The sequence below is a fragment of the Achromobacter sp. D7-1 genome, from assembly GCF_059760445.1.
This window is the reverse complement of record NZ_JCBAMT010000095.1, coordinates 1-24,836: the sequence shown is the minus strand read 5'-3', so window position 1 is coordinate 24,836 and position 24,836 is coordinate 1. Positions and strand designations below refer to the sequence as shown.

Below are 24,836 nucleotides of genomic sequence, written 5' to 3'. Positions count from 1 at the left end.
GGCGGGGAGTTTTAAAAAAGAGAGAGGATTAAAAATAATACTTTTTTTTTTTTCAAGATAACCGGAAAAGGGGGGGGGGGGGGGGGGCGGGCCCCCCGCCGCAAGCCGTCAGGCCTCGGACTGTTCGATCTCTTCCAGCGAGCCCTGGATTTCCAGCCACTGCTCTTCCAGCTCGTCCATGCGCTTGCCGTGTTCGCCGTGTTCGGCCATGACCTTCTGGCGTTCGGCGCGGCGCGCGTCCGAGTACAGGTCCGGGTCGGCGATGATGGCGTCCAGCCCGTGCAGCTTGGCGCGCAGCTTCTCCATTTCGGTCTCGACCTTGGCAAGCCTGGATTCCAGCGGCTTGCGCAGGGCGGAAAGGCGCTGGCGCTGTTCGGCTTCGGCGCGGCGCTGGGCCTTGCGGTCCACTACCGGTTCGTTGCCTTCCGCGTTCTCGCGCGCGGCTTCCGCGCGTTCGCCGGCGTTGCGGGCGGCGAGCCAATCGCGGTAGTCCTCCAGGTCGCCGTCGAACTCGCATACCGCGCCATCGGCCACGATCCAGAAGCTGTCCACGGTGGTACGCAGCAGGTGGCGGTCATGCGATACCAGCAGCATGCTGCCACCGAAGTCCGCCAGCGCCGCGGCCAGGGCCTCGCGCGTCTCCACGTCCAGGTGGTTGCTGGGTTCGTCCAGCAGCAGCAGGTTGGGTTTTTGCCAGACGATCAGGGACAGCGCCAGGCGCGCTTTCTCGCCGCCGGACATCGGGCCGACCTTGCTGGTCACCGTGTCGCCCGAAAAGCCGAAGCCGCCCAGGTAGTTGCGCAGTTCCTGTTCGCGGGCGTCGGGGGCCAGGCGCGCCAAGTGGGCGATGGGCGTGCTGTCCACGTCCAGCATGTCCAGCTGGTGCTGATGGAAATAGCCGATCGCCAAGCCGCGCGAGGCGCGGCGTTCGCCCGCCTGCACCGGCAGTTCTTCGGCCAAAGTCTTGATCAGCGTGCTCTTGCCGGCGCCGTTGGCGCCCAGCACGCCGACGCGGCTGCCGGCGCGCACCATCAGGGTCACGTCGCGCAGGATGGACACCGTGTTGCCGTCGGCGTCCGTATAGCCGGCCGACAGGTGTTCCAGGGTCAGGAGCGGGTCCGGCACCTGATCGGGCGAGGGGATGCGGATATCGATGCCCGCTTCGGCGTGCAAGGGCGCCAGTACCTGCATGCGCGCTAGCGCCTTGACGCGGCTTTGCGCCTGCTTGGCCTTGGACGCCTTGGCCTTGAAGCGGTCGATGAAGCCTTGCAGCCGGGCCGCCTCTCGGGTCTGGCGTTCGTAGGCGATATTGGTCTGGCGCAGGCGCTCGGCGCGCTGCGTCAGGAAGTCGCCATAGCCGCCGCGGTAGCGCACCAGCTTGGCATGGTCGAAGTGCAGGATGGACTTGGCGACCGCGTCCAGGAACTCGGTGTCGTGGGAGATCAGCATGACGGTGCCGGGATAGGCGGCCAGCCATTTCTCCAGCCACAGCATGGCGTCGAGATCCAGGTGGTTGGTGGGCTCGTCCAGCAGCAGCAGTTCGGACGGCGCCATCAGCGCGCGGGCCAGGGCCAGGCGCATGCGCCAGCCGCCGGAAAAGCTCGCCACCGGCTGCATCCATTCTGCGGGCTTGAAGCCCAGGCCTGCCAGCAACTGCTCGGCGCGCGAGGCCGCGCTCCAGGCACCGGCTTCCACCAGCGCCGCTTCCACCTCAGCGATCTGCGTGCCTTGCTCGTCCGTCAGTTCGGCGCGGCGCGCCTGCAGTTCGCGCAGGTGGGTGTCGCCGTCGATGACGAATTCGCGCGCCGGGCGTTCGTCCGCCTCGAGTTCCTGCTTGACGCTGGCGATGCGCCAGCCGGCCGGCATCGCCAGGTTGCCGGCGTCCAGGTCCAACGCGCCGGTCAAGAGCGCGAACAGCGAGGACTTGCCCGCGCCGTTCTTGCCCACGATACCCACGCGTTCACCGGGGTGCGCGACGAATTCGGCGCCGTCCAGCAGCACCTTGGTGCCGCGGCGCAGGGTCAATCCAGTAGCGCGTATCACAGGCTCAGTTGCTCGCGGGTAAGCAGCAGAAGCTGGTCGGAAGCTTCTTCGGTATCCAGCCACACGGGCGACAGCTGCGGGAACGCGGCTTCAAAGAAGTCGCGCTCATGGCCGATCTCCAGCACCAGCACGCCTTCCGGGGTCAGGAACCGCGGCGCCGCGTCGAGGATGCGGCGCACCAGGTCCATGCCGTCGTCGCCGCCGGCCAGGGCCAGCTGCGGTTCATGGCGGTATTCCTGGGGCAGCGCGTCCATCGAACCGCTGTTGACGTAAGGCGGGTTGCAGATGATCACGTCGTACTGGCGTGGCGGCAGATTGTCGAACAGATTGCTTGCGTGCAGGTCCAGGCGGTCCGCCAGGCCGTAGTCGTCGACGTTGCGGCGCGCCACTTCCAGCGCGTCGGGCGACACGTCCACCGCGTCCACGTGGGCGTAGGGGAAGGCCAATGCCGACAGGATCGCCAGGCAGCCGGACCCCGTGCACATGTCCAGCACGTTCTCGACCGCCAGCGCATCCTGCACCCAGGGCGCCAGGCCCTGGTCCAGCAATTCCGCGATGGGCGAGCGCGGCACGATGACGCGCTGGTCCACGTAGAAGCGGTGGCCGCGCAGCCAGGCCTCGTTGGTGAGGTAGGCGGCGGGCAGGCGCTCGGTCACGCGACGGTCGATCAGTTCGAGCACGCGGTTGCGTTCCTCGCTGAGCACGCGGGCGTCCAGAAAGGGCTCCAGCGTGTCCAGCGGCAGATGCAAGGCGTGCAGCGTCAGGTAGACCGCCTCGTCCCAGGCGTTGTCGCTGCCGTGCCCCAGCGCCACCTGGGCGGCGTTCAGGCGTGATACGCCGTAGCGGATCAGGTCGCGCAGGGTCAGCAGTTCTTGGCGGGCGGATTGGTACATAGGGGACTTCTTTCTAGGCGAGCAGGAGGTTTTCCAGCGTGCGCCGATAAATGTTTTTCAACGGATCCAGCGATGCCACTTCCACGCGTTCGTTGACCTTGTGGATCGTGGCGTTGCAGGGACCGAACTCGATGACCTGCGGGCAGATCTTGGCGATGAAGCGGCCATCGGACGTGCCGCCGGTGGTGGAGAGTTCTGCCGTCACGCCGGTTTCGTCGCGGATGGCCGAGACCAGCGCATCCGTCAGCGAACCGCGCGGCGTGAGGAAGGGCTCGCCGCCCAGCTCCCAGTCCAGCGTGTACTCCAGGCCATGGCGGTCCAGCACTTCGTGCACCCGCGCCTGCAAGCCTTCCGGCGTGCTGGCGGTCGAGAAGCGGAAGTTGAACAGCGCTACGGCCTCGCCCGGCACCACGTTGGTGGCGCCGGTGCCCGAGTTCAGGTTCGACACCTGGAACGTGGTGGGCGGGAAGTATTCGTTGCCCTGGTCCCATTCGATGTTGACGATGTCGGCCAGCGCCGGCGCCAACTGGTGCACGGGGTTGCGCGCCAGGTGCGGGTAGGCCACGTGACCCTGGATACCCTTGACCGTGAGCTTGCCCGACAGCGAGCCGCGGCGGCCGTTCTTGCAGGTGTCGCCCAGCACGTCGCCCGAAGTGGGCTCGCCCACGATGCAATAGTCCATCTGTTCGCCGCGCGCCTTCAGCGCGTCGCAGACGATGGCGGTGCCGTCGATGGACGGGCCTTCTTCGTCGGAGGTAATCAGCAGGGCGATCGAGCCGCCATGCTGCGGGTGGGCCGCCACGAATTCCTCGGCCGCCACCACGAAGGCGGCGATCGAGCTCTTCATGTCGGCCGCCCCGCGGCCGTACAGGTAGCCATCGCGCTCGGTGGGAACGAAAGGATCGCTGTCCCACTTTTCGCGCGGACCCGGAGGCACCACGTCCGTGTGACCGGCGAACACGGCCAGCGGCGCCGCGCTACCGCGCCGTGCCCACAGATTGGTGACCCCGCCCTGGGCGATGGTCTCGCAGGTGAAGCCGATGCGTTCCAGGCGCGCGGCGAGCGTGGCCTGGCAGTCTTCATCGGCCGGCGTGACCGAAGGGCGGGCAATCAGGTCCTTGACCAGATCCAGTACGGCAGTACTCATTTACGCCCTCAGCAGATCATTGATGCTGGTCTTGGCGCGGGTCTGCGCGTCGACGCGCTTGACGATGACCGCGCAAGCCAGGCTGTGCGAACCGTCGGCCGACGGCAGCGAGCCCGGGACCACGACCGAACCCGAGGGCACGCGGCCATAGGTGATCTTGCCGGTGGCGCGGTCATAGATCTTGGTGCTTTGCGACAGGAACACGCCCATGGCCAGCACCGAGTTCTCTTCGACGATCACGCCTTCCACGACTTCCGAGCGGGCGCCGATGAAGCAGTTGTCTTCGATGATGGTCGGGTTGGCTTGCAGCGGTTCCAGCACGCCGCCGATGCCCACGCCGCCCGACAGGTGCACGTTCTTGCCGATCTGGGCGCAGGAGCCCACCGTGGCCCAGGTGTCGACCATGGTGCCTTCGTCGACGTAGGCGCCGATGTTCACGTAGGAGGGCATCAGCACCACGTTGCGGGCGAGGTAGGCGCCGCGGCGGGCCACGGCCGGCGGCACCACGCGGTAGCCGCCTTGCTTGAAGGCGTTGTCGCCGTATTCCGAGAACTTGAGCGGCACCTTATCGTAGAACTGCAGCGGAGCCTGGCCCATGATGGCGTTTTCGTTCAGGCGGAACGACAGCAGCACGGCCTTCTTGATCCACTGGTGCACGACCCAGTCGTCGTTGATTTTCTCGGCCACGCGCAAGCGGCCCAGATCCAGGCCGTCGATGGTGTGCTCGACTGCTTCGCGCACTTCGGCGCTGGCGTCGGTGGGCGACAGGTTGGCCCGGTTGTCCCAGGCTTGTTCGATGGTGGTCTGCAGGTCGAGAGTCATAGCGGCTCAGCTTTTAAAGGTTGATCAAACAGAAGTATGCACAAAATGGGCGATGCGCTCGGCTGCCTGCACGCAGTCAGCCAAAGGCGCCACCAAAGCAATGCGGATGCGGCCCTGGCCGGGGTTCACGCCGTGCGCCTCGCGCGCCAGGAAGCTGCCCGGCAGCACGGTAACACCAGTACGGCCAAAAAGGTCGCGCACGAAGGCCGTATCCGAGCCGGGCGTGGCCGCCCACAGATAGAACGAGGCCTGCGGGCGGGACACGTCGAGCACGTTCTGCAGGATGGGCACGACGGCGTCGAATTTTTCGCGGTACAGGCGGCGGTTGTCCTTCACATGCGCCTCGTCGGTCCAGGCCGCGATGCTGGCCGCGGACACGATCGGACTCATGGCACTGCCATGATACGTGCGATACAGCAGGAAGCGGCCGATCAGCGCGGCGTCGCCCGCCACGAAACCCGAACGCAGGCCCGGCACGTTGGAACGCTTGGACAGGCTGGAGAACGCCACCAGGTTGCGGTAGGTATCGCGACCCAGACGGCGCGCCGCCTGTAGCCCGCCCAGCGGCGGATTGCCTTCGTCCAGGTAGATTTCGGAATAGCACTCGTCCGATACGATCACGAAGCCGTGGCGGTCGGACAGTTCGAACAGCGTTTCCCATTCGTCCAGCGACATGACGTTGCCGGCCGGGTTGCCCGGCGAGCAGACGAACACCATGCGCGTCTTCTTCCAGACGTCGTCCGGCACCTGGTTCCAGTCGCTGGCGAAATTGCGCACCGGGTCGGCGTTGACGAAGTAGGGCGTGGCGCCGGCCAGCAGGGCCGCGCCTTCATAGATCTGATAGAACGGATTGGGGCAGATCACCACCGAACCGGCGGACGGATCGATGACGGTCTGCGTGAACGCGAACAGCGCCTCGCGCGAGCCCAGCGCCGGTAGCACCTGCGTTTCCGGATCGGGGGCAGGGATGCTGTAGCGCCGCGCCAGCCACTCCGAGATCGCCCTGCGCAGGGCAGGGTCGCCCTTGGTGGACGGGTACACGGACAGGCCCGCGAGACTGTCGCGGATGGCCTGTGCGACGCGCTCGGGCGCGGCGTGTTTGGGCTCGCCGATCGACAGATTGATGGGCGTCAGACCGTCCGACTGCTGGCTGGCCGAAGCCAGCAAAGCGCGCAGTTTTTCGAACGGATAGGGGTGTAGGGCATCGAGGCGCGGATTCATGACGCAAGATTTTAACAAGCAAGCTACAATAGCGGGCTTGGCTTAACGCGAAGGTGGCGAAATTGGTAGACGCACCAGGTTTAGGTCCTGACGCCGTAACAGGTGTAGGGGTTCGAGTCCCCTCCTTCGCACCAACCCTATTTGGGTACTGATCTGGCATGTCGCCAACAGCGCCCTGAAAGCCCCCGGCATCCGTGCCTGGGGCTTTTCTTTTGCCGGCACGGGTTTCGCGCTTAGGGATAACCTCCCGTGCTGAAAGCACATTTTTGATATATCTTCGCGCTCTTCGGCAAAGGCTTGCCGATAGGCGCGGTAAAAGCTTCTCAGCAGGCGGCGCGGCAGACAGCCTTCCATACGGCGCCTCGGCCGCATCAAACACAGCACCCAAAACAGCACGATAAGGAGAGCCTCCCATGGCGCTCAAGCACGCTGCATTTCTGGATGTCATCGATCTGCGCACCCCGCATCGCGAGGACGGGGAGGCCGTCAGCGTCAGTCTGATGAAGACCGCGCACATGCAATTGCTGCAATTGGTGCTGCCAGCCGGCAAGGGCCTCCCGCAGCACGCCGTGGCGGGCGAAATCACCATCCAGTGCATCACCGGCGAGGTGAGCGTGACATCGCGCGATGGCATCCGCCAATTGCGCGAAGACCAGCTCATGGCGCTGGCTGCCCACGAGCCGCACGCATTGCTGGGTGTGCGCGATGCCACCGTGCTGGTGACGGTGCTGCACGCCGCCGCCTAGTACTCCTTCTTCCTGACGCAGACGTGTTCCCTGAGAGGTGAGCCGTGCATGAGCTGCTGGCCGACTGGTGCGAAATCCTGAACCGCTTGCTGCGCGACGTAGCCAACGCCCAAGCCACGACGCAGGCGCGCGATAGCGCGCTGCGGCATGCCCACAGACACTCCTGTCTGGCGCCGATCTGCTTCCGGATGTCCGGCGCCACGATCAGCCACCTGGCCGAGACGCTGGATTGCGCCATCCGCGCTTCCTGCGCCCGCCAGGACAATTCCGCCTGGATGCTGGCGCTGGACGTGGCATACACCAAATTCCTGCTGTATCTGATCCGCGACGTGGACCGCTGGTCCAGCAGCGGGCTGGAAGAGAGCGCGGCCTAGGATGGGGACCGGTCGCCCGGTATATGTGCGCCCCCATAAAATACTGGATAAATAAACAGTTATCTGGTTCAATCTGAACATGCCCTCGGCTGCCTCCCGTCCCCGTGCACGCACGGGCAGGGTGCCCATCCCCACGACCAGGACGAACCATGAAATTCGGATACACCATCATCTACGTGCCCGACGTCGCCGCATCGCTATCCTTTTTTGAACAGGCGTTCGGATTCGCCAGGCGCTTCCTGCATGAATCCCAGACCTACGGCGAACTGGAAACCGGCGAGACCACGCTGTCGTTCGCCGCGCACGAACTGGGCGAGGCGAATTTCCATGGCGGCCATGTGGCGGCTTCCGCTTCGGCCGAGCCTCTGGGCATGGAAGTGGCTTTCGTGACCGACGACGTTGCCGCTGCGCATGCCCGAGCGCTTGCGGCGGGCGCTCGGGAAATGAGCGCGCCCGCGCCCAAGCCCTGGGGGCAGGTCGTGTCATATGTGCGTTGTCCGGACGGCACGCTGGTGGAGCTTTGCACGCCTGTGCACGGCTAGGCGCATTCGTTGCCGCAGTGCAGGCCATGCGCCGGATGCCGTCCGGCGCAGCCGATTCTGCCAAGCTATTCCAGCCTGTGAACCTTTCCGTCTAGCCGGTCCGGGCGATCCCCTAGCCCGCGCGGCGAAGTTACCGTGGTTGCGGCAGGGGTGTTCACGTCCGGCTGCATTCAAGAATTGTCAAGATTTACATTGCTTTAAAGTCGCCGTTCCCGCCCCGCGATACCGTTGCATTTTCGTTTTTCGGGGGAGTCGAAATGTATTCGCTTTCTAAGCGTTGCGGCGCGGAGTTCTTTGGCACGTTCTGGCTGGTATTGGGGGGCTGCGGCGCGGCGGTGCTGGCAGCTGGTTTCCCCGAGCTGGGCATCGGGTTCGCGGGCGTCGCCCTGGCCTTCGGCCTGACCGTGCTGACCATGGCGTTCGCGGTAGGCCACATTTCCGGCGGGCATTTCAACCCGGCCGTCACGGTTGGCCTGGTGGCGGGCGGACGCTTTCCCGCCAAGGAAATCCTGCCCTACGTCATTGCCCAGGTCCTGGGCGCGATCGTGGCGGCAGCGGTCCTGGCCTGCATCGCGAGCGGCAAGCTGGGTTTCGACCTCAAGGGTAGCCACTTCGCGGCCAACGGCTACGGCGCCTATTCACCGGGCAAGTACTCGATGGTGTCCGCCCTGGTGACGGAAGTCGTGCTGACCGCGGGCTTCATCTTCGTGATCCTGGGCGCCACCAGCAAGCGCGCGCCCGCCGGTTTCGCGGCGATCCCGATCGGACTGGCGCTGACGCTCATCCACCTGATCAGCATTCCGGTGACCAACACCTCGGTCAACCCGGCCCGTTCCACCGGTCCCGCGCTGTTCGTGGGCGGCTGGGCGCTGGAGCAGTTGTGGCTGTTCTGGGTCGCGCCTATCGTCGGGGCTATCGTCGGCGCCATCGCCTACCGGCTGGTCAGCGATCCGGCGCAGGAACGCAGCTAAGCCTGGCCTTGCGCCGGGCGATAATGGGGCCAAATCTTTGATCCTGGTCCCATGAACGAATTTACGATTGCCATCAATCTTGCGCTGGCCATGTTGCTGGGCGCCGCCGTCGGCGTCGAGCGCCAATGGCGCCAGAACTACGCAGGCGTGGTGACGCATGCGCTGGTCTCGCTGGGCGCGGCCGCCTACACCGCCTTGCCCGCGCTGCTGGACGCCAGTAACGACATGCGCCTGGGCAGCCAGGTCGTGACCGGTATCGGCTTCCTGGGCGCGGGCCTGATCATGCGGGACGGCCTGACCATACGCGGCCTGAGCGCGGCGGCCACCATCTGGGCTACCGGCGCCGTGGGCGTGCTGGCCGGCTACGGCTTCCTGGCCGAGGCCAGCGCCGTGACGGCGCTGATCCTGGTCACCAATGTGCTGCTGCGGCGCGGCGCCAGGCTGGTTGACCGCTACGTGCCCGAAGCGGAAACCGAAGAGCGCTACTACAACATCGCGTTGACCTGCGCCTCCACGGACGAAGCCCTGGTGCGGGCGGAACTGCTGAACGCCCTGGGCAAGCACAGCTTGCGCCTGCGCGGCGTGGAAAGCCAGCAGCGCGACGGCGGCCGCTCCGAAGTGACCGCGGTGGTCTATTCCATGCGCCAGGAAGACGAACGGGTGGAACAGTTGGTGGGCAGCCTCAGCCTGCTGCCGCAGACCTACTCGGCCAGATGGACTTCGGACACCGGCAACGCCTGATGCCGGCCGGAATCAGGACGCCGTAAGTCCGATGTCAATACGCTTGCACACCTGCCTCCAGATGATGAGCGTATTCCGTGACCACACCGATTTCCTTTGCCGCGCCCACCGGCCCTGCGCACTATGACCGCATCACCATCGCATTCCACTGGCTGACCGCGCTGCTGGTGGTGGGCCTGTTCGCGCTGGCCGAAACCTGGGGTTTCCTGCCGCGCGGCACACCCACGCGGCGCTTGCTGCAGCACTTGCACATTTCGTTCGGCCTGCTGTTTGCCGCCGTGTTCGTGCTGCGCGCCGTCTGGCGCCTCACCGCGGGCAGGCGCTTGCCGCCGGCGTCCAGCGGCTGGCTGCGCACGGCTAGTACGGGCGTACATGGATTGCTGTACCTGTTGATGGCGGCGCAGATCGTGCTGGGCTTTCTGTTCCGCTGGGCGCAGGGCGAGCCGTTCGCGTTCTTCGGCCTGTTCGACGTGCCCACGCTGATCGCCATCGATCACGAGCAGCGCCGCTTCATCGGCGGGCTGCACAACACCGTGGCGTGGTGCATCATCGCGCTGGCGCTGCTGCACGCGTTGGCCGGGCTCTTCCATCATTACGTCCTGCGCGACGGGACGCTGCGCCGCATGCTGTCGGGCCGCTAAGGCCGCGCGTCAGGGACGCGGCGTGAAAACTGGGGCGGGCAGGTTGTACATTACGCACTATCACTGCCCAATTTCCACAGGATGCACCCATCATGACCGCCCCAGAAGTGTTTATCTCCTCCTCGATCAGCTGCGCGAATGATCGCCCCTTCGTGCTGTTCGGCGGCATCAATGTGCTGGAATCCATGGATCTGGCGCTGCGCGCCGGCGAGGAATACCAGCGCGTCACCCGCAAGCTGGGCATCCCCTACGTATTCAAGGCCTCGTTCGACAAGGCCAACCGTTCCTCCATCCATTCCTATCGCGGTCCGGGCCTGGAAGAGGGCATGAAGATCTTCGAAGCGGTCAAGAAGGAATTCGGCGTGCCCGTCATCACCGACGTGCATGAACCCTGGCAGGCCGCTCCCGTGGCCGAGGTCGTCGACATCCTGCAACTGCCGGCCTTCCTGGCCCGGCAGACGGACCTGGTAGTGGCGCTGGCCAAGACCCAGCGCGTCATCAATATCAAGAAGCCGCAGTTTCTCAGCCCGGGCCAGATGCTGAACATCGTCGAGAAGTTCACCGAGGCCGGCAACGACAAGCTGATTCTGTGCGACCGCGGCACCAGCTTCGGCTATGACAATCTGGTTGTAGACATGCTAGGGTTTGGCGTGATGAAGAAAGTGTCCGGCAACCGGCCGCTCATTTTCGATGTCACGCATGCCTTGCAGCAGCGCTCGGCGCTGGACGCGGCATCCGGCGGCCGCCGCGAACAGGTGGCCGAACTGGCCCGCGCGGGCATGGCCGTGGGGTTGGCCGGCCTGTTCCTGGAAGCCCACCCCGATCCCAAGAACGCGAAGTGCGACGGTCCCAGCGCCTTGCCGCTGGACAAGCTGGAGCCCTTCCTGACCCAGCTAAAGAGGCTGGACGACCTGGTGAAGTCCTTTGCCCCCATCGACATCGAACCTTGAGACTGGCGGTCATAACGGCTGCGCAAAGTTGTTATACGATCCGGGCCAAACATTGGGGAGGCCGGGATGTCTTTGTATGTGATCGTCGCCGTTCGAAAAGAGCCCGTCAGCGGGCATGTGGCCTATGTGCGCTGGGGCCAGGCCGAACGCGGCGTCCCGGGCTGGGTCACCGAACCGGTGACGGCGGCGGCATCCGAAGTCATCGAGGCCATCAAGGACGGAGCGGAAGTCGAAACCGCCATCAGCCAGGACGGCATGAGCGTGGCGCTGCGGCCGGTGCGCGTGTTGGTGGATGACGACGGGCGCGAGCATCTCGCGTCCGTGCCGGTTGCCAGTTCGACCCTGTACACGCTCTTCGACCTGCCGGAATTCTGATCCCGGCAGGCCGACTGGCGGCGCCTAGCGCCGGCCCTGCGCGAAATTGAGCAGGGCGTCTCCGGCCATCCGGTAGCGCACCCATTCGTCTTGCGGCAGCGCGCCGATCGACTTGTAGAAATCGATGGCGGGCGTGTTCCAGTCCAGCACGCTCCACTCCAACCGGCCGCAGCCATTGGCCACCGCTTCCTGCGCCAGATGGCGCAGCAGGTCACGGCCCGCGCCGATGCCGCGCTGCTCCGGCGTGATGTACAGATCTTCCAGATAGATGCCGTTTTTTCCCAGCCAGGTCGAATAGCTGTAGAAGTAGACGGCGTAGCCGATGGGCTTGCCATCCAGCAGGCACATCAGGGCCTTGGCGGGCGCGTCAGCGGCGAACAGGGTGCGCTCGACATCTTCGGCGTTGGCGATCACTTCATGGGCGGCGCGCTCGTACACGGCCAGCTCGGTGATGAAGGCATGGATCTGGGCCGCATCCGAAGCGACGGCCGGACGAATTTCGATAGTCACGGGTACTTCCTACTACTACTTTAGGGGGCCTTATCCTACCCGTGAATCCGGCAGCGCGCATTTTTGTCCGGCTCATCGATTTCGGGAATACCCTTACTTGCGCGCCAGGCGCTCGGGGGCGATTCTTGAAAGCGTTCTGCCCTCGAGTCCAATGCGTACAACAGGGGACATCTCCCATGCCTGAGTCTGGCTCCGCCACCGCCAGCACGCCTGCAGCAAGCCGTAAAAGGCGTCGCCTGTCATGGATTTGGCTGGTGCCTCTCATCGCAGCCTTGGGCGGGCTGGCGCTGGTGGTGCGCGTCTGGATGGAGGCGGGCCCCACGGCAACCATCAGTTTCCAGACCGCCGAAGGGCTGGAGGCCGGCAAGACCCAGGTCCGTTATAAGGAAGTCATCGTCGGCGTGGTCGAACGCGTGGCCTTGAATTCCGATCGCTCGGGCGTCGTCGCAACCGTGCGCATCAACAAGGAAGCCGGCAGCCTGCTGCAGGAAGGGACCGTGTTCTGGGTGGTGCGGCCCAGGCTGACGCTAAGCGGCGTGTCGGGCCTGAGCACCTTGTTCTCCGGGGCGTATATCGGCGTGGACCCGTCCGACCGGTTCCGCCAGGAGGGAGAGAGCCGGGCCACCAAATACAGCTTCGTCGGCCTGGAGACCCCGCCCGAAGTGCCGCAGGACCGCGCCGGCAAGCGCTACACCCTCAAGGCCCGCGACCTGGGCTCGCTGGACATAGGCTCACCCGTCTACTTCCGGCGCATCGCGGTGGGGCAGGTGGTGGCCTACCACCTGGACAGCAGCGGCGAAGGCGTCAATGTGCAGGTATTCATCGACGCGCCCAATGACGATTTCGTCAACAGCGCCACGCGCTTCTGGAACGCCAGCGGCGTGGACTTCAGTGTCGATGCGCGCGGCCTGCAGGTGCGTTCGCAATCTCTGCTGTCGGTAATCGTGGGGGGCGTCGCGTTCGACACCATCGAGCAGCACGCGCACGTGACGGCCAAGGCCGACACGGAGTTCACCATTTTTCCGTCGGAAGGCGCGGCTCGCGCGCAACCCGACGGCGCGCCGCTACATATCCGCATGCGCTTTGACCAGTCGGTGCGGGGGCTGGTGGTAGGTGCGCCCATCGACGCCTATGGCGCGGCTATCGGCCAGGTGGACTCTATCCGCCTGGAGTTCGACCCGGCCATCAAGCAGTTCTACGCCCTGGTTGGCGCCACCGTCTATCCCGAACGCCTGGGCGCGCAGACGGTCGAGGAAATCAAGGAATACTCGGGCTCGACGTTGGAGCATCCCAACGGCAAGCTGCTGGCCGCCTTGATCAAACAGGGCCTGCGCGCCCAGCTGCGCATCGGCAACCTGCTGACCGGCCAGTTGTATGTCGCACTGGCGGTGTTCCCGGAGGCCGAGCCGGTGTCGTTCAAGATGGAAGAGGACCCCTTCATTCCTACCGTGCCGAACAACCTGGATCAGCTGCAGCAGCAGATCAACAGCATCCTGACCAAGCTGGACAGGGTGCCGTTCGAAGGCTTGGGGGCCGATCTGGGCCAGTTGTTGCGCGCCACCTCCAGCTTGATGAAGCGGCTGGATACCCGCCTCGCGCCCGAGGCGCAAGCCATGCTGCGGCAGGCTGGCAAATCGCTGGCTGCCGTGGGAAGCGTGCTGAGTCCCGACGCCGGCCTGCCGCTCAATGCCAACGCGGTCTTGCAGGAACTGTCGCGCACCGCGCGGTCCCTGCGCGAACTGGCGGACTACCTGCAAGCGCATCCGGAGTCGCTGCTGCGCGGCCGCGCACCGGATGCCCAGTACCAGCGCCAGCCGGCGCGCTAGAGCCCGTCAGTATTGCTGGCCCTGGCTATCTACCCAGCCACTGCGCAATCTGGCGGGCGCTGGATTGCGCATCCGTGTCCGAGGTGTCCAGTACCAGGTCGCTGAACGGACGCGTGGCATAGCCTTCGAGGTACATCTGCGCGATGCGCTGGCGCTCCCATTCGGTCAGTACGCGTCCGCCCCGGTCCGACTGCGCGGCTGCCAGCGTGGGCGCCAGCGTCACCACCCGCAGCAGGGCGCCACGTTGTTGGCACGCAGCCAGGATCTGTTCGTAGCTGTCCTGCTCCAAGGGGTAGGCGATGACCAGATAGCGGTCCTGCGCGGTAGCGATCAGATTGGCGAGTCGGGCCAATGCCAGCGCCCACTGCTCGGGGTATGGTAGATGGCTGGGGGCGTCGTGGTCGTCGCCGTCGATGAAGCGCGCAGCCGGTAGCAGGGCTGCCAAGGCGGCGCCCACGGTGGATTTCCCGCTGTTGATCGGGCCGTTGATATGGATGACGGTAATGCCGGGATTCGAGATGGCGGGTCCTTTCCGTACTGGCGGGCGCGTAAGCGTACCAGTGTCCGCGCCGGTCGAGTCAGAACAGGCATTGCCGCAAGGCGAACTTGCGGCCGAAAGCGCGGACTTCGTCGCCGTCCACTGACGCTGCGAGGTCCCAGCGGTCGCCGCGCGTCACCAGGAAGGATCGGCCGATAAGCGCATGGCGCAAGGCGAATTGCCAGAACGCGGCCTCGGAACCCACCGGCTCGAGATCGTGCGGTCCGATCAGCAGGCGGGTGGGGCGGGGCGTCGCGCCCAGGGTCCAGCGCAGGGCGATTCCCAGGAATGCAAAACGCGCCGAGAGCGACGAAGGCTGTACGGTCAGCACGCGGATTCTGTTGATCATGGCGAGGACCCCTTGCAGATGGAGCCCAGCGTAGCAAAAGCTGCCCGGGCCTTCCATCCTTCCTTTGGCGGAAACTGGCAGGCCCGGTCGAATCCTATTTCTGGATGGCCCCTGGCGCGTGGTTGCGGGTGATCCGGCCGAGCAACAGCAGGGCCCCGGCCGGCGCCAGCGCGAACGCCGCGAACAGCCATTGCGCCGCATGCTGCGCGCCCGCCACGCCGCCCGGATCCGCCAGGCCCGCGCTGTTGGTGATGACGCCCGCCAGCGCCGCCGTCAACGCGGTCGCATAAAGCTGCACGGTGGTGATGGACGAAGAGGTCAAGGTTTCTTCACCGGCAGGCGCAGCGGTGAAGATGCGCGTCAGCAGGTGCGGCCAGCTCAGGCCGATGCCGAAACCCACGCCGGCCAGCGCCAGCACATAGAGCGCCAGGCCAGGGTAGGACTGCAGCTGCGTTGCGCGCGGCGTCATCCAGGCCAGGGCTGCCAGCGCGGCCAGGATCACAACCGGGCTCAGCCGCACCAGGAAATTGGCGGCCGGGCCGCTGCGAGTGGCGCTGGGCATGGCCGCCAGAGTCCAGCCCGCCGCCATGGCCGCCGTCATGTAGCCGGCGGCCAGGGGCGTCATGCCATGGATTACTTGCAGGAAATACGGCACGAAGATTTCAGTGGTGATGGCGGCCACCACCAGGCACATGACCGCATACAGCGCGCCCAAGGGCGTGGCGATGGAGTACGCGCCGGTAGGTAGCAGCCGCTTCGCGGCGCGCTTGTCCACCGCCGCGATCAGCGCGGCGATGGCCAGTCCGGCGGCAATGCCTGCCAGGTTCCAGCGCAGATCCTTCGACAGGCTGGCCAGCGTGATCGCCAGCACGCTGGCCACCAGCAGACCCAGCGTGGTCAGGGGCAGGGGGCTGGGCCGGGCCGGCGGGACCGACTCCTTGCCGCCGACCTTGAGGGCCACGATCGCGGCCAGGCCCGCGGCAACGGGCAGCAAGGCCCAGAACGCCAGCCGCCAGTGCCCGGTCTGGGCGAAAACGCCGCCGATGGCGGGACCGCAAAGGGTGGCGACGCCCCACATGCCCGACACCAGGGCCATGGCGCGCGACCAGAGCGGCGCTTCGAACACCAGGCGGATCAAGGCATAGCTGAGCGCGAAGAGGATGCCGCCGCCCAGGCCCTGGATGCTGCGTCCGGTCAGCAGCATGGGCATGCTGGGCGCCAGCGCGCACACCACCGAACCCACGGTGAACACCGCGACGGCCAGCAGATAGGCCGCGCGCGGTCCCAGCGTTTCGATCAGCCGGGCGGACAACGCCGACCCGACGATGGACGTCACGACGAACAGCGTGGTGTTCCAGGCGTAGTACTCCAGTCCGCCGATATCCTTGATGACACTGGGCAGGATGGTGGTGACGATGTAGACGTTGATGGCGTGCAACGCCACGCCGCCCGCCAGCGCGATGGAACGCAGGGCATTGGTCCCGTGCAGCAGATCTGCCCAGGACGCGCTTGAAACATGGGTTGTGCCGGTGCTCACGCGGTCTTCCGCCTTCGAGAGAAATTATTTAAACAAGATTTATATTGGATAATACGCATGCCTGGGCGCAACCGCAAACGCCCGTATCGCGGCGCCGCAGCCATGCTCGCGGCCGCGGTCAGGACTTGCGCAGCCCGCGCAGCAGCAGGTCCAGCGCCTGCAACGCCTGCGCCAGGCGCGGGCCATCGGCGGAATCCTGCGCGATCCAGAAGGCGCTTTCGACCAGGCTGCCATTGATCAGCCGCGCCATCGCCTGCGGCGCCGCCTGCTCGATCACGCCTTGGTCCATCATCGTCTGCAGCAGCGCGCCCAGCGAAGCAATGCACTGCTGCTGCGAGCCGTCCGCCGCCGCGCCCAGCACCGCCCGCGCGTCCTGCAGCACGATGCGCCGGATCTCGGGTTCGGCCGCCATCTCCAGATAGGCGCGGCAGCGTCCGCGCAAGGCGCTCCAGGCATCGGGCGCCCGCGCCGCGATGGCGGCCAGGCGCTGGTCCATTTCGCCGTCGATCTGTTCGACCACCGCCGCGAGCAAGCCTTTCTTGTCGCCGAAATGATGGTACAGCGCGCCCCGCGTCAATCCCGCCGCCGCGGTGAAATCGTCCATCGACGTGGCCGCGTAGCCGGCCTCGCGGAAGGCTTGCCGGGCCGTGGCCAGCAGTTTGGCGCGGGTGGCTTCTATCATCTCGGCGCGGGAACGCGTCATGCTCCTCTCCAAAGACATACGGTGCGTATGTAAATTGACATACGCATCGTATGTGAATACGATGCCGCTGTCCATGCCATTCAAGGGTTTCCGGTGTCGAATCCGTATCGCGAGTTGTTCCAGGCGCCCGGCGCCCTGGGTTTTGTCCTGGCTGGCGCCGTGGCGCGCCTGCCGTTGCCCATGATCGGCATAGGCATCATCACCATGCTGTCCGAAGTGCGCGGCGCTTATGCGCTGGCGGGCGGCGTCGCGGCCACCTTCGCCTTGGCCACCGCCTTGCTGGCTCCGCGGATTTCCCGTCTGGTGGATCGTCATGGCCAGGGCAGGGTGCTGCCCGTGGCGGCGGGCCTGAGCGTCGCGGGACTGCTCGGCCTGGCGGCCTGCGTGCAATGGGGAGCGCCCGACTGGACTCTGTTCCTCTTTGCCGCACTGACGGGCGCCTTGCCCAGCATGCCGGCGATGATACGCGCGCGCTGGACCGAGATCTTCAGGGACCAGCCGCAGTTGCGTACCGCCTATGCGCTGGAGTCCGTGGCCGACGAGCTGAGTTTCATTGTCGGTCCGCCGCTGGCCGTCGGGCTGAGCGTGCTGTTCTTTCCCCAGGCCGGCCCCTTGTTCGCCGCCTTGCTGCTGGCGGTGGGCGTCACGGCCTTCGTCCTGCAGCGGGCCACGGCGCCCGCGGTGCGGTTCAGGCAGGAGGGGCGCCAGGCGTCGGTGCTGCGTATGCCTCCCATGCTATCGCTGCTTGCAATGATGGCCGCCATGGGCGTCATCGTGGGCACCATCGATGTATTGAGCGTCGCTTTCGCCCGCCAGCAGGGCTTCCCGGCCGGCGCCAGCCTGGTGCTGTCCTCCTATGCTCTGGGCTCTTGCGTCGCGGGTCTGGTGTTCGGCGTGTTGAAGTTTCAGATGCCGCTTGCCCGCCTTCTGGTGGTTGCGGCGGCGGTCACGGCGTTGACGACGGTTCCGCTGCTGCTGGTAAACGATCTGCTCACCTTGGCGCTGGGCGTGCTGCTGGCCGGCCTGTCCTTTGCGCCGACCATGATCATCGCGATGGCGCTGGTGGAAGGCAGCGTGCCGGGCCATCGTCTGACCGAGGGGCTGACCTGGCTGGTGACCGGTCTGGGCGCGGGCGTCGCGGCGGGCGCGGCGCTGGCAGGCTGGGTGGTCGATCACCATGGCGTGGGTGCGGGGTTCTGGACGGCGGTTTGCGCGGGGGCGATCGTGCTGCTGGCTACCTTGCCGGCCGGGCGCGGCCGCGTGGCGGGACGTGCCGGCGCCTGAGGCGGCACGTCGATAGAATGGCGGTTTCGGCGCCTGTTCAGGCGCGCCGCCCGGAGATGCTCATGTCCAGAACCGTCGTCAATCCCGATACCGTGCCCAACACCGTGCAATACGGTTTCAGCCAGGCCGTCATCGTCACGGGGCAGCGCCGCATGCTGTTGTCCGGCCAGGTTGGCGTCGATGCCAACGAACGCACGGCGGGGCCGGGCCTGCAGGAGCAGACCGAGGCCGCGCTGGACAATGTCGAGCGCGTGCTCGCTGCGGCAGGCGGCACGCTGGCGCAGGTCATCATGCTGCGCATCTACATCTGCGAAACGGCCAGGGAAGATCAGGAAGTCATCGCCCAGGCGCTGCGCGACCGCTTCAAGAAGGATCCCCCGCCGTCGTCCTGGGTCATCGTCAGCGGCCTGTCGCTGCCGGAATGGGTGATCGAGATCGAGGCGGAGGCCATGCTGGACTAGCGGCGCCAGGGCGCCGCGGCAAAGGCGGCGCGCAGATGAGCCAGGAAACCCGCCGTCCGCGCGGGCAGTTCCTGGCGCGATTTGACCAGGGCCACCACGTCGGCCGACGGCAGGCTCCAGCCAGGCAGCAGGGGCACCAGCGCGCGCGCCTGCAGATGCGCGGCCACGTCCCATTCCGACCGCACCATGATGCCGTGCCCGGCCAGCGCCCATTCCACGGCGGTTTCGCCTGCGTTGCTCGACAGCGCCGGCGCAATGCGCACTCCCACGGCCGGGCCACGCCCGTGCTTGAAGCGCCACAAGGTCACGTCTTCATCGTTCTCACGCAGCGCGATGCAGTCGTGCGCGCGCAGATCTTCGGGTTTGGCGGGAGCACCGCGACGCGCCAGGTAGGCGGGCGACGCGCACAGGATCCGGCGGTTGGGCGCCAGCGGGTAGGCGACCAGGGTCGAATCGCGCAGCTCGCCGATATGGACCATCACATCCCAGTCGTCGGAAGCCAGCCGCGGCGGCCCGTCGGACAGCGTCAGGCTGGCCGTGACGTCCGCGTTCTGCCCGCGGAATTCGGCGACCAGCCCGGCGATGTAGCGCTGGCCGAATCCCAGCGGGGCGACCACGCGCAGATGGCCCGCCACCACGTCCCGGCGTCCGGCCAGTTCGTCGGCCAGGTCGCCCAGCTCGCCGCAGATCTGTTCCGCCCGCAAGGCCAGCAGCCGGCCTTCGTCGGTCAGCGCGGTGCCGCGCCCCGAGCGGTTGACCAGCCTGACGCCCAGCCGCTTCTCGAGCATGTGTAGTCTCTGGGTGACGGCAGGCGGGGTCACGTCCAGCGCGCGTGCTGCTTCGGCCAGCGAGCGGGTCGCTGCCAGGCTGAGGAAGAAGCGCAGGTCTTCAGTCGTAATCATGCAGGCATGGATTAATGGATGATTAAGTCCAGATTAAACACGCGGAACTGTCGCCGCGCCATACTTCAGCCATTCCGATCCGCCATGCCGAGAGCGCCATGAACCAGAACGCCACGCCTTCCTCCCTCGATACCCTGGACACGCCATGCCTGCTGCTGGATGAAACGCGCATGGCGCGCAACATCGAGCGCCTGAACGCGCTGATGGCAGGGCACGGCGTGCAACTGCGCCCGCATCTGAAGACACCCAAATCCATCGACGTCGCGCGCCGGCTCATGTCTTCGCCGCAGGGGCCCGCGGCAGTGTCCACGCTGCAGGAAGCCGAGCAGTTCGCGGCCGCAGGCGTCACCGACCTGCTATACGCCGTGGGCGTGTCGCCCGCCAAGCTGGACCGCGTGCTGGCGCTGCGGCGGCGTGGCGTGGATCTCACCGTGGTGGTGGACAGCCTGGAGGCGGCGCGCGCCGTCGCCCAGCGGGGGCGGGAAGCGGGCGACGCCATCCCGGCGCTGATAGAGATCGATTGCGACGGCCACCGCGCTGGTGTGCAGCCGGGCAACACCGCGCAACTGCTGGCGATCGCGCGGGTCCTGCACGAGGACGGCGCGTCCCTGAGGGGCGTGATGACCCACGCTGGCGAGTCCTACGGTTGCGACAGCGTCGAAGCCATTGCGGACATGGCCGAGCAGGAGCGCCTGGCGGCGGTTACCTGCGCCCAGGCGATCCGCCAGGCCGGCCTGCCATGTCCGGTGGTCAGCGTGGGGTCCACCCCCACCGCGCATTTCGCCCGCAGGCTCGATGGCGTGACGGAAGTCCGCGCCGGCGTGTACGTATTCTTCGACCTGGTGATGGCAGGGCTGGGCGTGTGTTCGGTGGATGACATTGCAGCCACCGTTCTGACGACCGTAATCGGCCATCAACCGGACAAGGGCTGGATCCTGGTCGACGCCGGATGGATGGCCATGTCGCGCGACCGGGGCACCGCCAGGCAGCGGGTGGATCAGTTGTACGGCCTGGTGTGCGATGCCGACGGCACGGTCTATCCCGACCTGCTGCTCGCCGAGACCAACCAGGAGCAGGGCATCATCAAGGTACGCCCCGGCAGCGGCGCGGCCCTGCCCGAACTGCCGCTGGGCGCGAAGCTGCGCATCGTGCCCAACCACGCCTGCGCCACCTGCGCCCAGCACGACGGCTACGAGGTCGTGCGCCCGGGTTCGCCCGAAGTGGTGGCGCATTGGGAACGTTTTCGCGGCTGGTAGCCGTCATTCAAGAGGAGGCACGCATGGAACTCATCCATACGCATCAGGCCACGCCGCCCGCCGGCCACTATTCGCAGGCGGTCCGCGCCAACGGCTTCATCTTTGTCTCGGGGCAGTTGGGCTTTTTGCCGCCCGCAGCTCCTGGGGAGCGGCCCGCGCTGGCCAGCGGCGCGGCCGCCCAGACCCGGGAAGCGCTGCGCAGCGTCCGCGCCATCCTGGAAGCGGCCGGCGCCTCGCTTTCTGCGGTCGCCAGCGTGACGGTATACATCCCGGACGTGGCGCTCTGGGACGAGGTCAACGGGGTGTACGAACTGTGTTTCGGCGATCACCGCCCCGCGCGGGCCATCGTGCCCACCCGTGAACTGCACTACGGCGCCCTGGTCGAGATCAGCGTGGTCGCCGTAGCCTAGCGGTCCGCGCACGCGCGGACGCGTGCGAGGCCGCGCCTATAATGCCTGCGCCTCAATACCTTCGGGGGAGACCGTCCGCATGCAGTACGAATACCTGTTCTGGTCCATGGCCGCGATGGTGGCGGCGGCGTTGGTTGGCGGCTCGCTATGCGGCCGCCTGGGCTCCGTCAAGCATGTGCTGCTGGGGGTTGCCGCGCTGGCGGCGGCGGTGGGCGTGGCGGTGTTCCTGTTGTCCCGCCACGGCGGCTTCAGCGAGCTGTCGGCGATGCTGTCGATCGCCGCTTTCATGTTCAGCCTGGTGATCGGCGCCGCCGCGTCGCTGCTGACGCGGCGCATCCTGCTGCGCCGCTGAGCCTGGGGCGCCCGGCGCCTTATTCTTCTGCGTCGAAATCCTCGTCGTCTTCGTCGTCCTCATCCTGCTCCAGGGCGTCGTAGCCCTTCCAGGTGATGCGCCAGCGCGTTGCGCCCGCGGTCGCCGCGGTCTCGCTGATCTGCTTGACCAGGCCAGCGTCCTCCAGCAGGTCCAGGTGGTGTGCAATTACCTGCAGGCCCTGTTCTTCGGGATGGGGCGCCAGCGCCACGTTCTTGATGTCGTGCGTGCTCAGGTTGGGGCCCGGGGCGTCGCGCAGGGCGCCCAGGATAGTGACGACCAGATCGAAATCGCGTTGCATGATGTCCACCATTCATTGGGGGTAAAAGATAGGGCGACGATAGCAGAGATCCATTGCTGCCACGCGACAGCCGCGCGGCCGGGTTACAGTCCAGGGTTCTCGACAACCGATACATGCAGATCCCATGAAGAAACCCGCAGAGCGCGATTGCCTCGCGCTGGTCCCCGGCTATACGGGCCAGGCCGCCAAGCTCTTTCTCACGCGCGGCGAGGACGGCCGCATCGCAGGCGTGACCGTGTTCGACCTGCTTGGCCACATCAAGCTGCAGGCAGATGCCGACGCGGCGGCGGCCTGGGTTGGCGACTGGCTCGCCCAGGAGGCTGACAACCGCAAGGCCCGCCGCACGCAGCTGCTGGCGCAGATGTTCATCTGCAAGCTGGCCGGAGAGGAGAAGGGCGCCTTCCTGGCGGCGCAGAAGCCGCTGATCCGCGCGCTGGCCGACGCCGGGGTGCGCACCCGTTCCGTCGCCGCCACTTCGGGGGCCGCGCGGCAGTCACTTGGTCCTACTGTCAAGAAGCATTAGCCCAAGGCTGTTATAGTCGCGCCTGGGCGTGCGAGTGCACCTGCAAGGTGCGTGCCCAGGCGGGCGGTGCCCGCAAATCAAGGAAGATGGATCATGGAAATAGTAAGTCGGCAGGTTGCCGACATAGCGGGCGGCGTCGAGCTGCACACCACGCTGGATGGCGAGAGCATCAGCGTCTACGTCGTAGATGGCGTGACGGATCTCAATGCGATCGCAGACATCGTGCCGCGTGAAAAGGTCGAAGCTGGGGCTGACATACACGCCTCTAGTGTCGACAATGTTGATAATGCGCAAGAACAGATCGACCAAGTCCTGGAGAATATGAATCCCGGCGACGTGGCGGTTTTCCTTTGCTCGGGCCCCGATGCTTTTGGCGCGGCGCTCGATCTGCTGGGTTTACCTATCGACGAGTAAGCCTGGCGGCAAACCAAAGTGCTAGCCCGAACGGCGTATGAAGAAATCCTCGTACGCGGGCAGGCGGCATTTATATAAGCCTTGATAGTTTGTTTATGATGCGTGGGTGTAAACACCTATGCAGGACTTCTTATTGCCTATGAAAATGTGTGAAATCCGCGTGCAGTTTCTCTTTGTTGCATTATTGGCACGCATTTTTTAGGATTATGTTGACTTGTGAGGGGAACCTAACGATAGTGTCGGCACACGATCACAAGCGTTGCGATTTTCGTTCAGTGCCGTGCCTTTTCCGGCTCAGCGTTATTGTTCTACTGTCCCCTCCTTGATTGATTCGTGACCTCCGGGCATTTGCCCATTATCTCTAGGAAATACAGTATGGAAACCGGCGTCGTCAAGTGGTTCAACTCGGAAAAGGGCTATGGCTTCATCACTCCGGAAGCGGGTGGTAAGGATCTGTTCGCTCACTTCTCCGAAATTCAGGGCTCGGGCTTCAAGTCTCTGGAAGAGAACCAGCGCGTCAGCTTTGTGACGGCCAATGGCCCCAAGGGCCCGCAAGCCACGAAGATCCAGGTCCTGTAAGGGTCTGAGTTTTCGGTAGAAGCCCCCTCGTGGGGCTTTTTTGTTTTCTGCGGCAGCATTTCCTAAACATGGAAAGTATCGGTTCGCCAATAATGTCAGGGTAATCCCTAGAGTGCGGTAATTCCTGATACTGAAGTCGCACCCGATTCATTCATCTGGTGTATGAGCCCTAATGCCGGCACGGTCTCTGTTATCGTCGCCCTTGCTCAGACTTCAGGATGCGCGTTCTCATGACTTCATCTTTCTCCACGCAGATTGCCCCGCAGGCTCAGGACGTGGTCACGTTCTGGATCGATGCCGGTCCGCAGCAATGGTTCAGTAAGAACGCGGAGTTCGACGCTGCCTTTCGTGCCCGTTTCGAAGCCGCCCACATGGCAGCCGCGGCGCGCCAGCTGGATGCGTGGCTGGACGACGCCACGGGCGCACTGGCGCTGATGATTCTGCTGGACCAGTTCCCCCGCAATGCCTACCGCGGCACCGCGCATATGTTCGCCACGGACCCGCTGGCCCAGTATTTCGCCGACCGCGCCATTGCCGCGGGCCATGATCTGATGGTGGACCCGCAGTTGCGCCCGTTCTTCTATCTGCCATTCGAGCATGCCGAAAACCTCGCGGCGCAGAATCGCGGCGTGGCCCTGATGGAGCCGCTGGATGCCGATACCCTGCGTTGGGCGGTCCTGCATCGCGACATCATCAAGCGCTTTGGCCGCTTTCCCCATCGCAACGCCGCGCTCGGCCGGCAGACCTCGCAGGCGGAGCAGGAATTCCTCGATTCCGGCGGCTTCGCCGGATAGCGGTGTCGCGGCTGCGGGCAAGGGCTGCTTGAACGGCGGCGCGGCATCAGGTATCCGCTTGTGTCCACGCGTGGCAAGTTGAAAATTCCAGGCGGATGGCGGCAGTGCAAACCCTTGCCCGGCCTTGCTTTCCGCTGCTTTTGGCGCGTCGTCAAACTTGTGGATGTTTGACGTTTTTCAGGGTTCGCCAATACACTGGGTTTAGCGAGATTTTCAAGCGACGCGGTCTGCGTTTCACTTGTCGCCGTCAGTGGTACTGCGGTTGCTTCCTCTCCCATCCTTGATGATCTGGCGCCCCGCGAGCAATCGCTTTTTCTAGGTTCAAGGACATTCCATGGCAACCGGCATCGTTAAGTGGTTCAACGCCGAAAAGGGTTATGGCTTCATCATGCCCGACGACGGTAGCAAGGATCTTTTCGCTCACTACTCGGAGATCCGCAGCGAAGGCTATAAGTCGCTGCAGGAGAACCAGCGCGTCACCTTCGAGGTCGGCACCGGCCCCAAGGGTCCCAGCGCAAAGAACATCAAGGTAGCGGCCTGACCTTCGCAGGGCAGCGCCCCGGGCCGGCCCGGCGCTCCGCCCAGAAAAAAGCCCCCGCACGCAATGTGCGGG

31 protein-coding genes and 1 tRNA gene are annotated in these 24,836 nt (G+C 65.6%); 20 read left to right on the top strand and 12 right to left on the bottom strand.

What is annotated here, in order from left to right:
• Positions 1-108 precede the first annotated feature (108 nt).
• Genes AC6LKD_RS28245 through dapC form a run of 5 tightly spaced genes read right to left on the bottom strand, consistent with a single transcriptional unit; the run spans position 109 to position 6,126 of the window.
• Positions 109-2,043, bottom strand: coding sequence for an ABC-F family ATP-binding cassette domain-containing protein (locus tag AC6LKD_RS28245; protein WP_498118102.1), 1,935 nt, complete (start codon positions 2,041-2,043; stop codon positions 109-111).
• On the bottom strand, positions 2,040-2,936 hold the full coding sequence (gene prmB / locus AC6LKD_RS28240; protein ID WP_013394699.1) for a 50S ribosomal protein L3 N(5)-glutamine methyltransferase: 897 nt from the start codon (positions 2,934-2,936) through the stop codon (positions 2,040-2,042). The genes AC6LKD_RS28245 and prmB overlap by 4 nt, the downstream gene beginning before the upstream one ends.
• 13 nt (positions 2,937-2,949) lie before the next feature.
• Complete coding sequence (gene dapE, locus AC6LKD_RS28235; protein WP_013394698.1) at positions 2,950-4,083, bottom strand: succinyl-diaminopimelate desuccinylase; 1,134 nt, start codon at positions 4,081-4,083, stop codon at positions 2,950-2,952.
• A complete protein-coding gene (gene dapD, locus AC6LKD_RS28230) occupies positions 4,084-4,905 on the bottom strand; it encodes a 2,3,4,5-tetrahydropyridine-2,6-dicarboxylate N-succinyltransferase (RefSeq protein ID WP_447068536.1) in 822 nt (273 codons plus the stop codon).
• 24 nt (positions 4,906-4,929) lie between these two features.
• On the bottom strand, positions 4,930-6,126 hold the full coding sequence (gene dapC / locus AC6LKD_RS28225) for a succinyldiaminopimelate transaminase (protein WP_498118101.1): 1,197 nt from the start codon (positions 6,124-6,126) through the stop codon (positions 4,930-4,932).
• 47 nt (positions 6,127-6,173) lie between these two features.
• On the opposite strand from dapC, the gene AC6LKD_RS28220 reads away from it, so the two are divergent.
• The 9 genes from AC6LKD_RS28220 (at position 6,174) to AC6LKD_RS28180 (ending at position 11,466) form a co-directional block, all read left to right on the top strand.
• Positions 6,174-6,260: transfer RNA gene (locus tag AC6LKD_RS28220), tRNA-Leu, on the top strand.
• A gap of 279 nt (positions 6,261-6,539) precedes the next feature.
• Positions 6,540-6,872 (top strand): cupin domain-containing protein, encoded by a 333-nt coding sequence (locus AC6LKD_RS28215; protein WP_498118100.1) that lies wholly within the window; start codon positions 6,540-6,542, stop codon positions 6,870-6,872.
• Positions 6,873-6,916: 44 nt separating this feature from the next.
• The gene (locus AC6LKD_RS28210) at positions 6,917-7,246 is read left to right on the top strand and encodes a hypothetical protein (protein ID WP_013394630.1); all 330 of its coding nucleotides are present in this window, start codon (positions 6,917-6,919) and stop codon (positions 7,244-7,246) included.
• Between the two features lie 149 nt (positions 7,247-7,395).
• Positions 7,396-7,788 carry a VOC family protein gene (locus AC6LKD_RS28205; protein ID WP_013394629.1) on the top strand — a complete coding sequence of 131 codons (393 nt, stop codon included), beginning with the start codon at positions 7,396-7,398 and terminating at the stop codon, positions 7,786-7,788.
• A 257-nt stretch (positions 7,789-8,045) separates the two neighbouring features.
• On the top strand, positions 8,046-8,759 hold the full coding sequence (aqpZ, locus tag AC6LKD_RS28200) for an aquaporin Z (RefSeq protein WP_173147179.1): 714 nt from the start codon (positions 8,046-8,048) through the stop codon (positions 8,757-8,759).
• Positions 8,760-8,810: 51 nt separating this feature from the next.
• Complete coding sequence (locus AC6LKD_RS28195) at positions 8,811-9,500, top strand: MgtC/SapB family protein (protein WP_013394627.1); 690 nt, start codon at positions 8,811-8,813, stop codon at positions 9,498-9,500.
• 77 nt (positions 9,501-9,577) lie between these two features.
• On the top strand, positions 9,578-10,141 hold the full coding sequence (locus AC6LKD_RS28190; RefSeq protein ID WP_498118099.1) for a cytochrome b: 564 nt from the start codon (positions 9,578-9,580) through the stop codon (positions 10,139-10,141).
• Positions 10,142-10,233: 92 nt separating this feature from the next.
• Positions 10,234-11,091: a 3-deoxy-8-phosphooctulonate synthase gene (gene kdsA, locus AC6LKD_RS28185; RefSeq protein WP_013394625.1), complete on the top strand. Its 858-nt coding sequence runs from the start codon at positions 10,234-10,236 to the stop codon at positions 11,089-11,091.
• 66 nt (positions 11,092-11,157) lie between these two features.
• Positions 11,158-11,466: a hypothetical protein gene (locus AC6LKD_RS28180; RefSeq protein ID WP_013394624.1), complete on the top strand. Its 309-nt coding sequence runs from the start codon at positions 11,158-11,160 to the stop codon at positions 11,464-11,466.
• A gap of 24 nt (positions 11,467-11,490) precedes the next feature.
• On the opposite strand, the gene AC6LKD_RS28175 is transcribed toward AC6LKD_RS28180, so the two are convergent.
• Entirely contained in the window at positions 11,491-11,976 is a 486-nt protein-coding gene (locus AC6LKD_RS28175) for a GNAT family N-acetyltransferase (protein ID WP_498118098.1), read from the bottom strand.
• A gap of 176 nt (positions 11,977-12,152) precedes the next feature.
• Here AC6LKD_RS28175 and AC6LKD_RS28170 point away from each other — a divergent pair, with 176 nt between their 5' ends.
• Positions 12,153-13,802, top strand: coding sequence for a PqiB family protein (locus AC6LKD_RS28170; RefSeq protein WP_498118097.1), 1,650 nt, complete (start codon positions 12,153-12,155; stop codon positions 13,800-13,802).
• Positions 13,803-13,827: 25 nt separating this feature from the next.
• Here AC6LKD_RS28170 and AC6LKD_RS28165 read toward each other — a convergent pair whose 3' ends face one another.
• The 4 genes from AC6LKD_RS28165 to AC6LKD_RS28150 form a co-directional block, all read right to left on the bottom strand.
• A complete protein-coding gene (locus AC6LKD_RS28165) occupies positions 13,828-14,259 on the bottom strand; it encodes a shikimate kinase (RefSeq protein WP_498118096.1) in 432 nt (143 codons plus the stop codon).
• Between the two features lie 121 nt (positions 14,260-14,380).
• On the bottom strand, positions 14,381-14,689 hold the full coding sequence (locus AC6LKD_RS28160) for a hypothetical protein (RefSeq protein WP_498118095.1): 309 nt from the start codon (positions 14,687-14,689) through the stop codon (positions 14,381-14,383).
• Between the two features lie 94 nt (positions 14,690-14,783).
• Complete coding sequence (locus tag AC6LKD_RS28155; protein ID WP_498118094.1) at positions 14,784-16,226, bottom strand: MFS transporter; 1,443 nt, start codon at positions 16,224-16,226, stop codon at positions 14,784-14,786.
• A 118-nt stretch (positions 16,227-16,344) separates the two neighbouring features.
• Entirely contained in the window at positions 16,345-16,929 is a 585-nt protein-coding gene (locus AC6LKD_RS28150; RefSeq protein WP_498118093.1) for a TetR/AcrR family transcriptional regulator, read from the bottom strand.
• A gap of 93 nt (positions 16,930-17,022) precedes the next feature.
• On the opposite strand from AC6LKD_RS28150, the gene AC6LKD_RS28145 reads away from it, so the two are divergent.
• Both AC6LKD_RS28145 and AC6LKD_RS28140 read left to right on the top strand, forming a co-directional pair.
• Positions 17,023-18,213 carry an MFS transporter gene (locus tag AC6LKD_RS28145; RefSeq protein ID WP_498118092.1) on the top strand — a complete coding sequence of 397 codons (1,191 nt, stop codon included), beginning with the start codon at positions 17,023-17,025 and terminating at the stop codon, positions 18,211-18,213.
• Between the two features lie 62 nt (positions 18,214-18,275).
• Complete coding sequence (locus AC6LKD_RS28140) at positions 18,276-18,674, top strand: RidA family protein (protein ID WP_498118091.1); 399 nt, start codon at positions 18,276-18,278, stop codon at positions 18,672-18,674.
• On the opposite strand, the gene AC6LKD_RS28135 is transcribed toward AC6LKD_RS28140, so the two are convergent.
• Entirely contained in the window at positions 18,671-19,576 is a 906-nt protein-coding gene (locus AC6LKD_RS28135) for a LysR family transcriptional regulator (RefSeq protein ID WP_498118090.1), read from the bottom strand. The genes AC6LKD_RS28140 and AC6LKD_RS28135 overlap by 4 nt on opposite strands.
• Before the next feature lie 98 nt (positions 19,577-19,674).
• Here AC6LKD_RS28135 and AC6LKD_RS28130 point away from each other — a divergent pair, with 98 nt between their 5' ends.
• From AC6LKD_RS28130 to AC6LKD_RS28120, 3 genes are all read left to right on the top strand, one after another.
• Positions 19,675-20,832: a DSD1 family PLP-dependent enzyme gene (locus AC6LKD_RS28130; protein WP_498118089.1), complete on the top strand. Its 1,158-nt coding sequence runs from the start codon at positions 19,675-19,677 to the stop codon at positions 20,830-20,832.
• A gap of 23 nt (positions 20,833-20,855) precedes the next feature.
• Positions 20,856-21,242, top strand: a complete 387-nt coding sequence (locus AC6LKD_RS28125) for a RidA family protein (protein ID WP_498118088.1) — start codon at positions 20,856-20,858, stop codon at positions 21,240-21,242.
• A 79-nt stretch (positions 21,243-21,321) separates the two neighbouring features.
• Positions 21,322-21,594: a hypothetical protein gene (locus tag AC6LKD_RS28120; RefSeq protein WP_013394612.1), complete on the top strand. Its 273-nt coding sequence runs from the start codon at positions 21,322-21,324 to the stop codon at positions 21,592-21,594.
• Between the two features lie 19 nt (positions 21,595-21,613).
• Here AC6LKD_RS28120 and AC6LKD_RS28115 read toward each other — a convergent pair whose 3' ends face one another.
• Positions 21,614-21,913, bottom strand: a complete 300-nt coding sequence (locus tag AC6LKD_RS28115) for a DUF2513 domain-containing protein (protein ID WP_041655757.1) — start codon at positions 21,911-21,913, stop codon at positions 21,614-21,616.
• Positions 21,914-22,037: 124 nt separating this feature from the next.
• Between AC6LKD_RS28115 and AC6LKD_RS28110 the strand changes: the two genes are divergently transcribed.
• The 5 genes from AC6LKD_RS28110 (at position 22,038) to AC6LKD_RS28090 (ending at position 24,764) form a co-directional block, all read left to right on the top strand.
• Positions 22,038-22,436, top strand: a complete 399-nt coding sequence (locus AC6LKD_RS28110) for a hypothetical protein (RefSeq protein ID WP_013394610.1) — start codon at positions 22,038-22,040, stop codon at positions 22,434-22,436.
• A 93-nt stretch (positions 22,437-22,529) separates the two neighbouring features.
• Positions 22,530-22,850 (top strand): hypothetical protein, encoded by a 321-nt coding sequence (locus AC6LKD_RS28105; RefSeq protein ID WP_013394609.1) that lies wholly within the window; start codon positions 22,530-22,532, stop codon positions 22,848-22,850.
• 375 nt (positions 22,851-23,225) lie between these two features.
• Positions 23,226-23,429 (top strand): cold-shock protein, encoded by a 204-nt coding sequence (locus AC6LKD_RS28100; RefSeq protein WP_006220190.1) that lies wholly within the window; start codon positions 23,226-23,228, stop codon positions 23,427-23,429.
• Positions 23,430-23,659: 230 nt separating this feature from the next.
• Positions 23,660-24,223 (top strand): DUF924 family protein, encoded by a 564-nt coding sequence (locus AC6LKD_RS28095; RefSeq protein ID WP_498118087.1) that lies wholly within the window; start codon positions 23,660-23,662, stop codon positions 24,221-24,223.
• A gap of 334 nt (positions 24,224-24,557) precedes the next feature.
• Complete coding sequence (locus AC6LKD_RS28090; RefSeq protein ID WP_006225311.1) at positions 24,558-24,764, top strand: cold-shock protein; 207 nt, start codon at positions 24,558-24,560, stop codon at positions 24,762-24,764.
• The last annotated feature ends 72 nt before the right edge of the window (positions 24,765-24,836 follow it).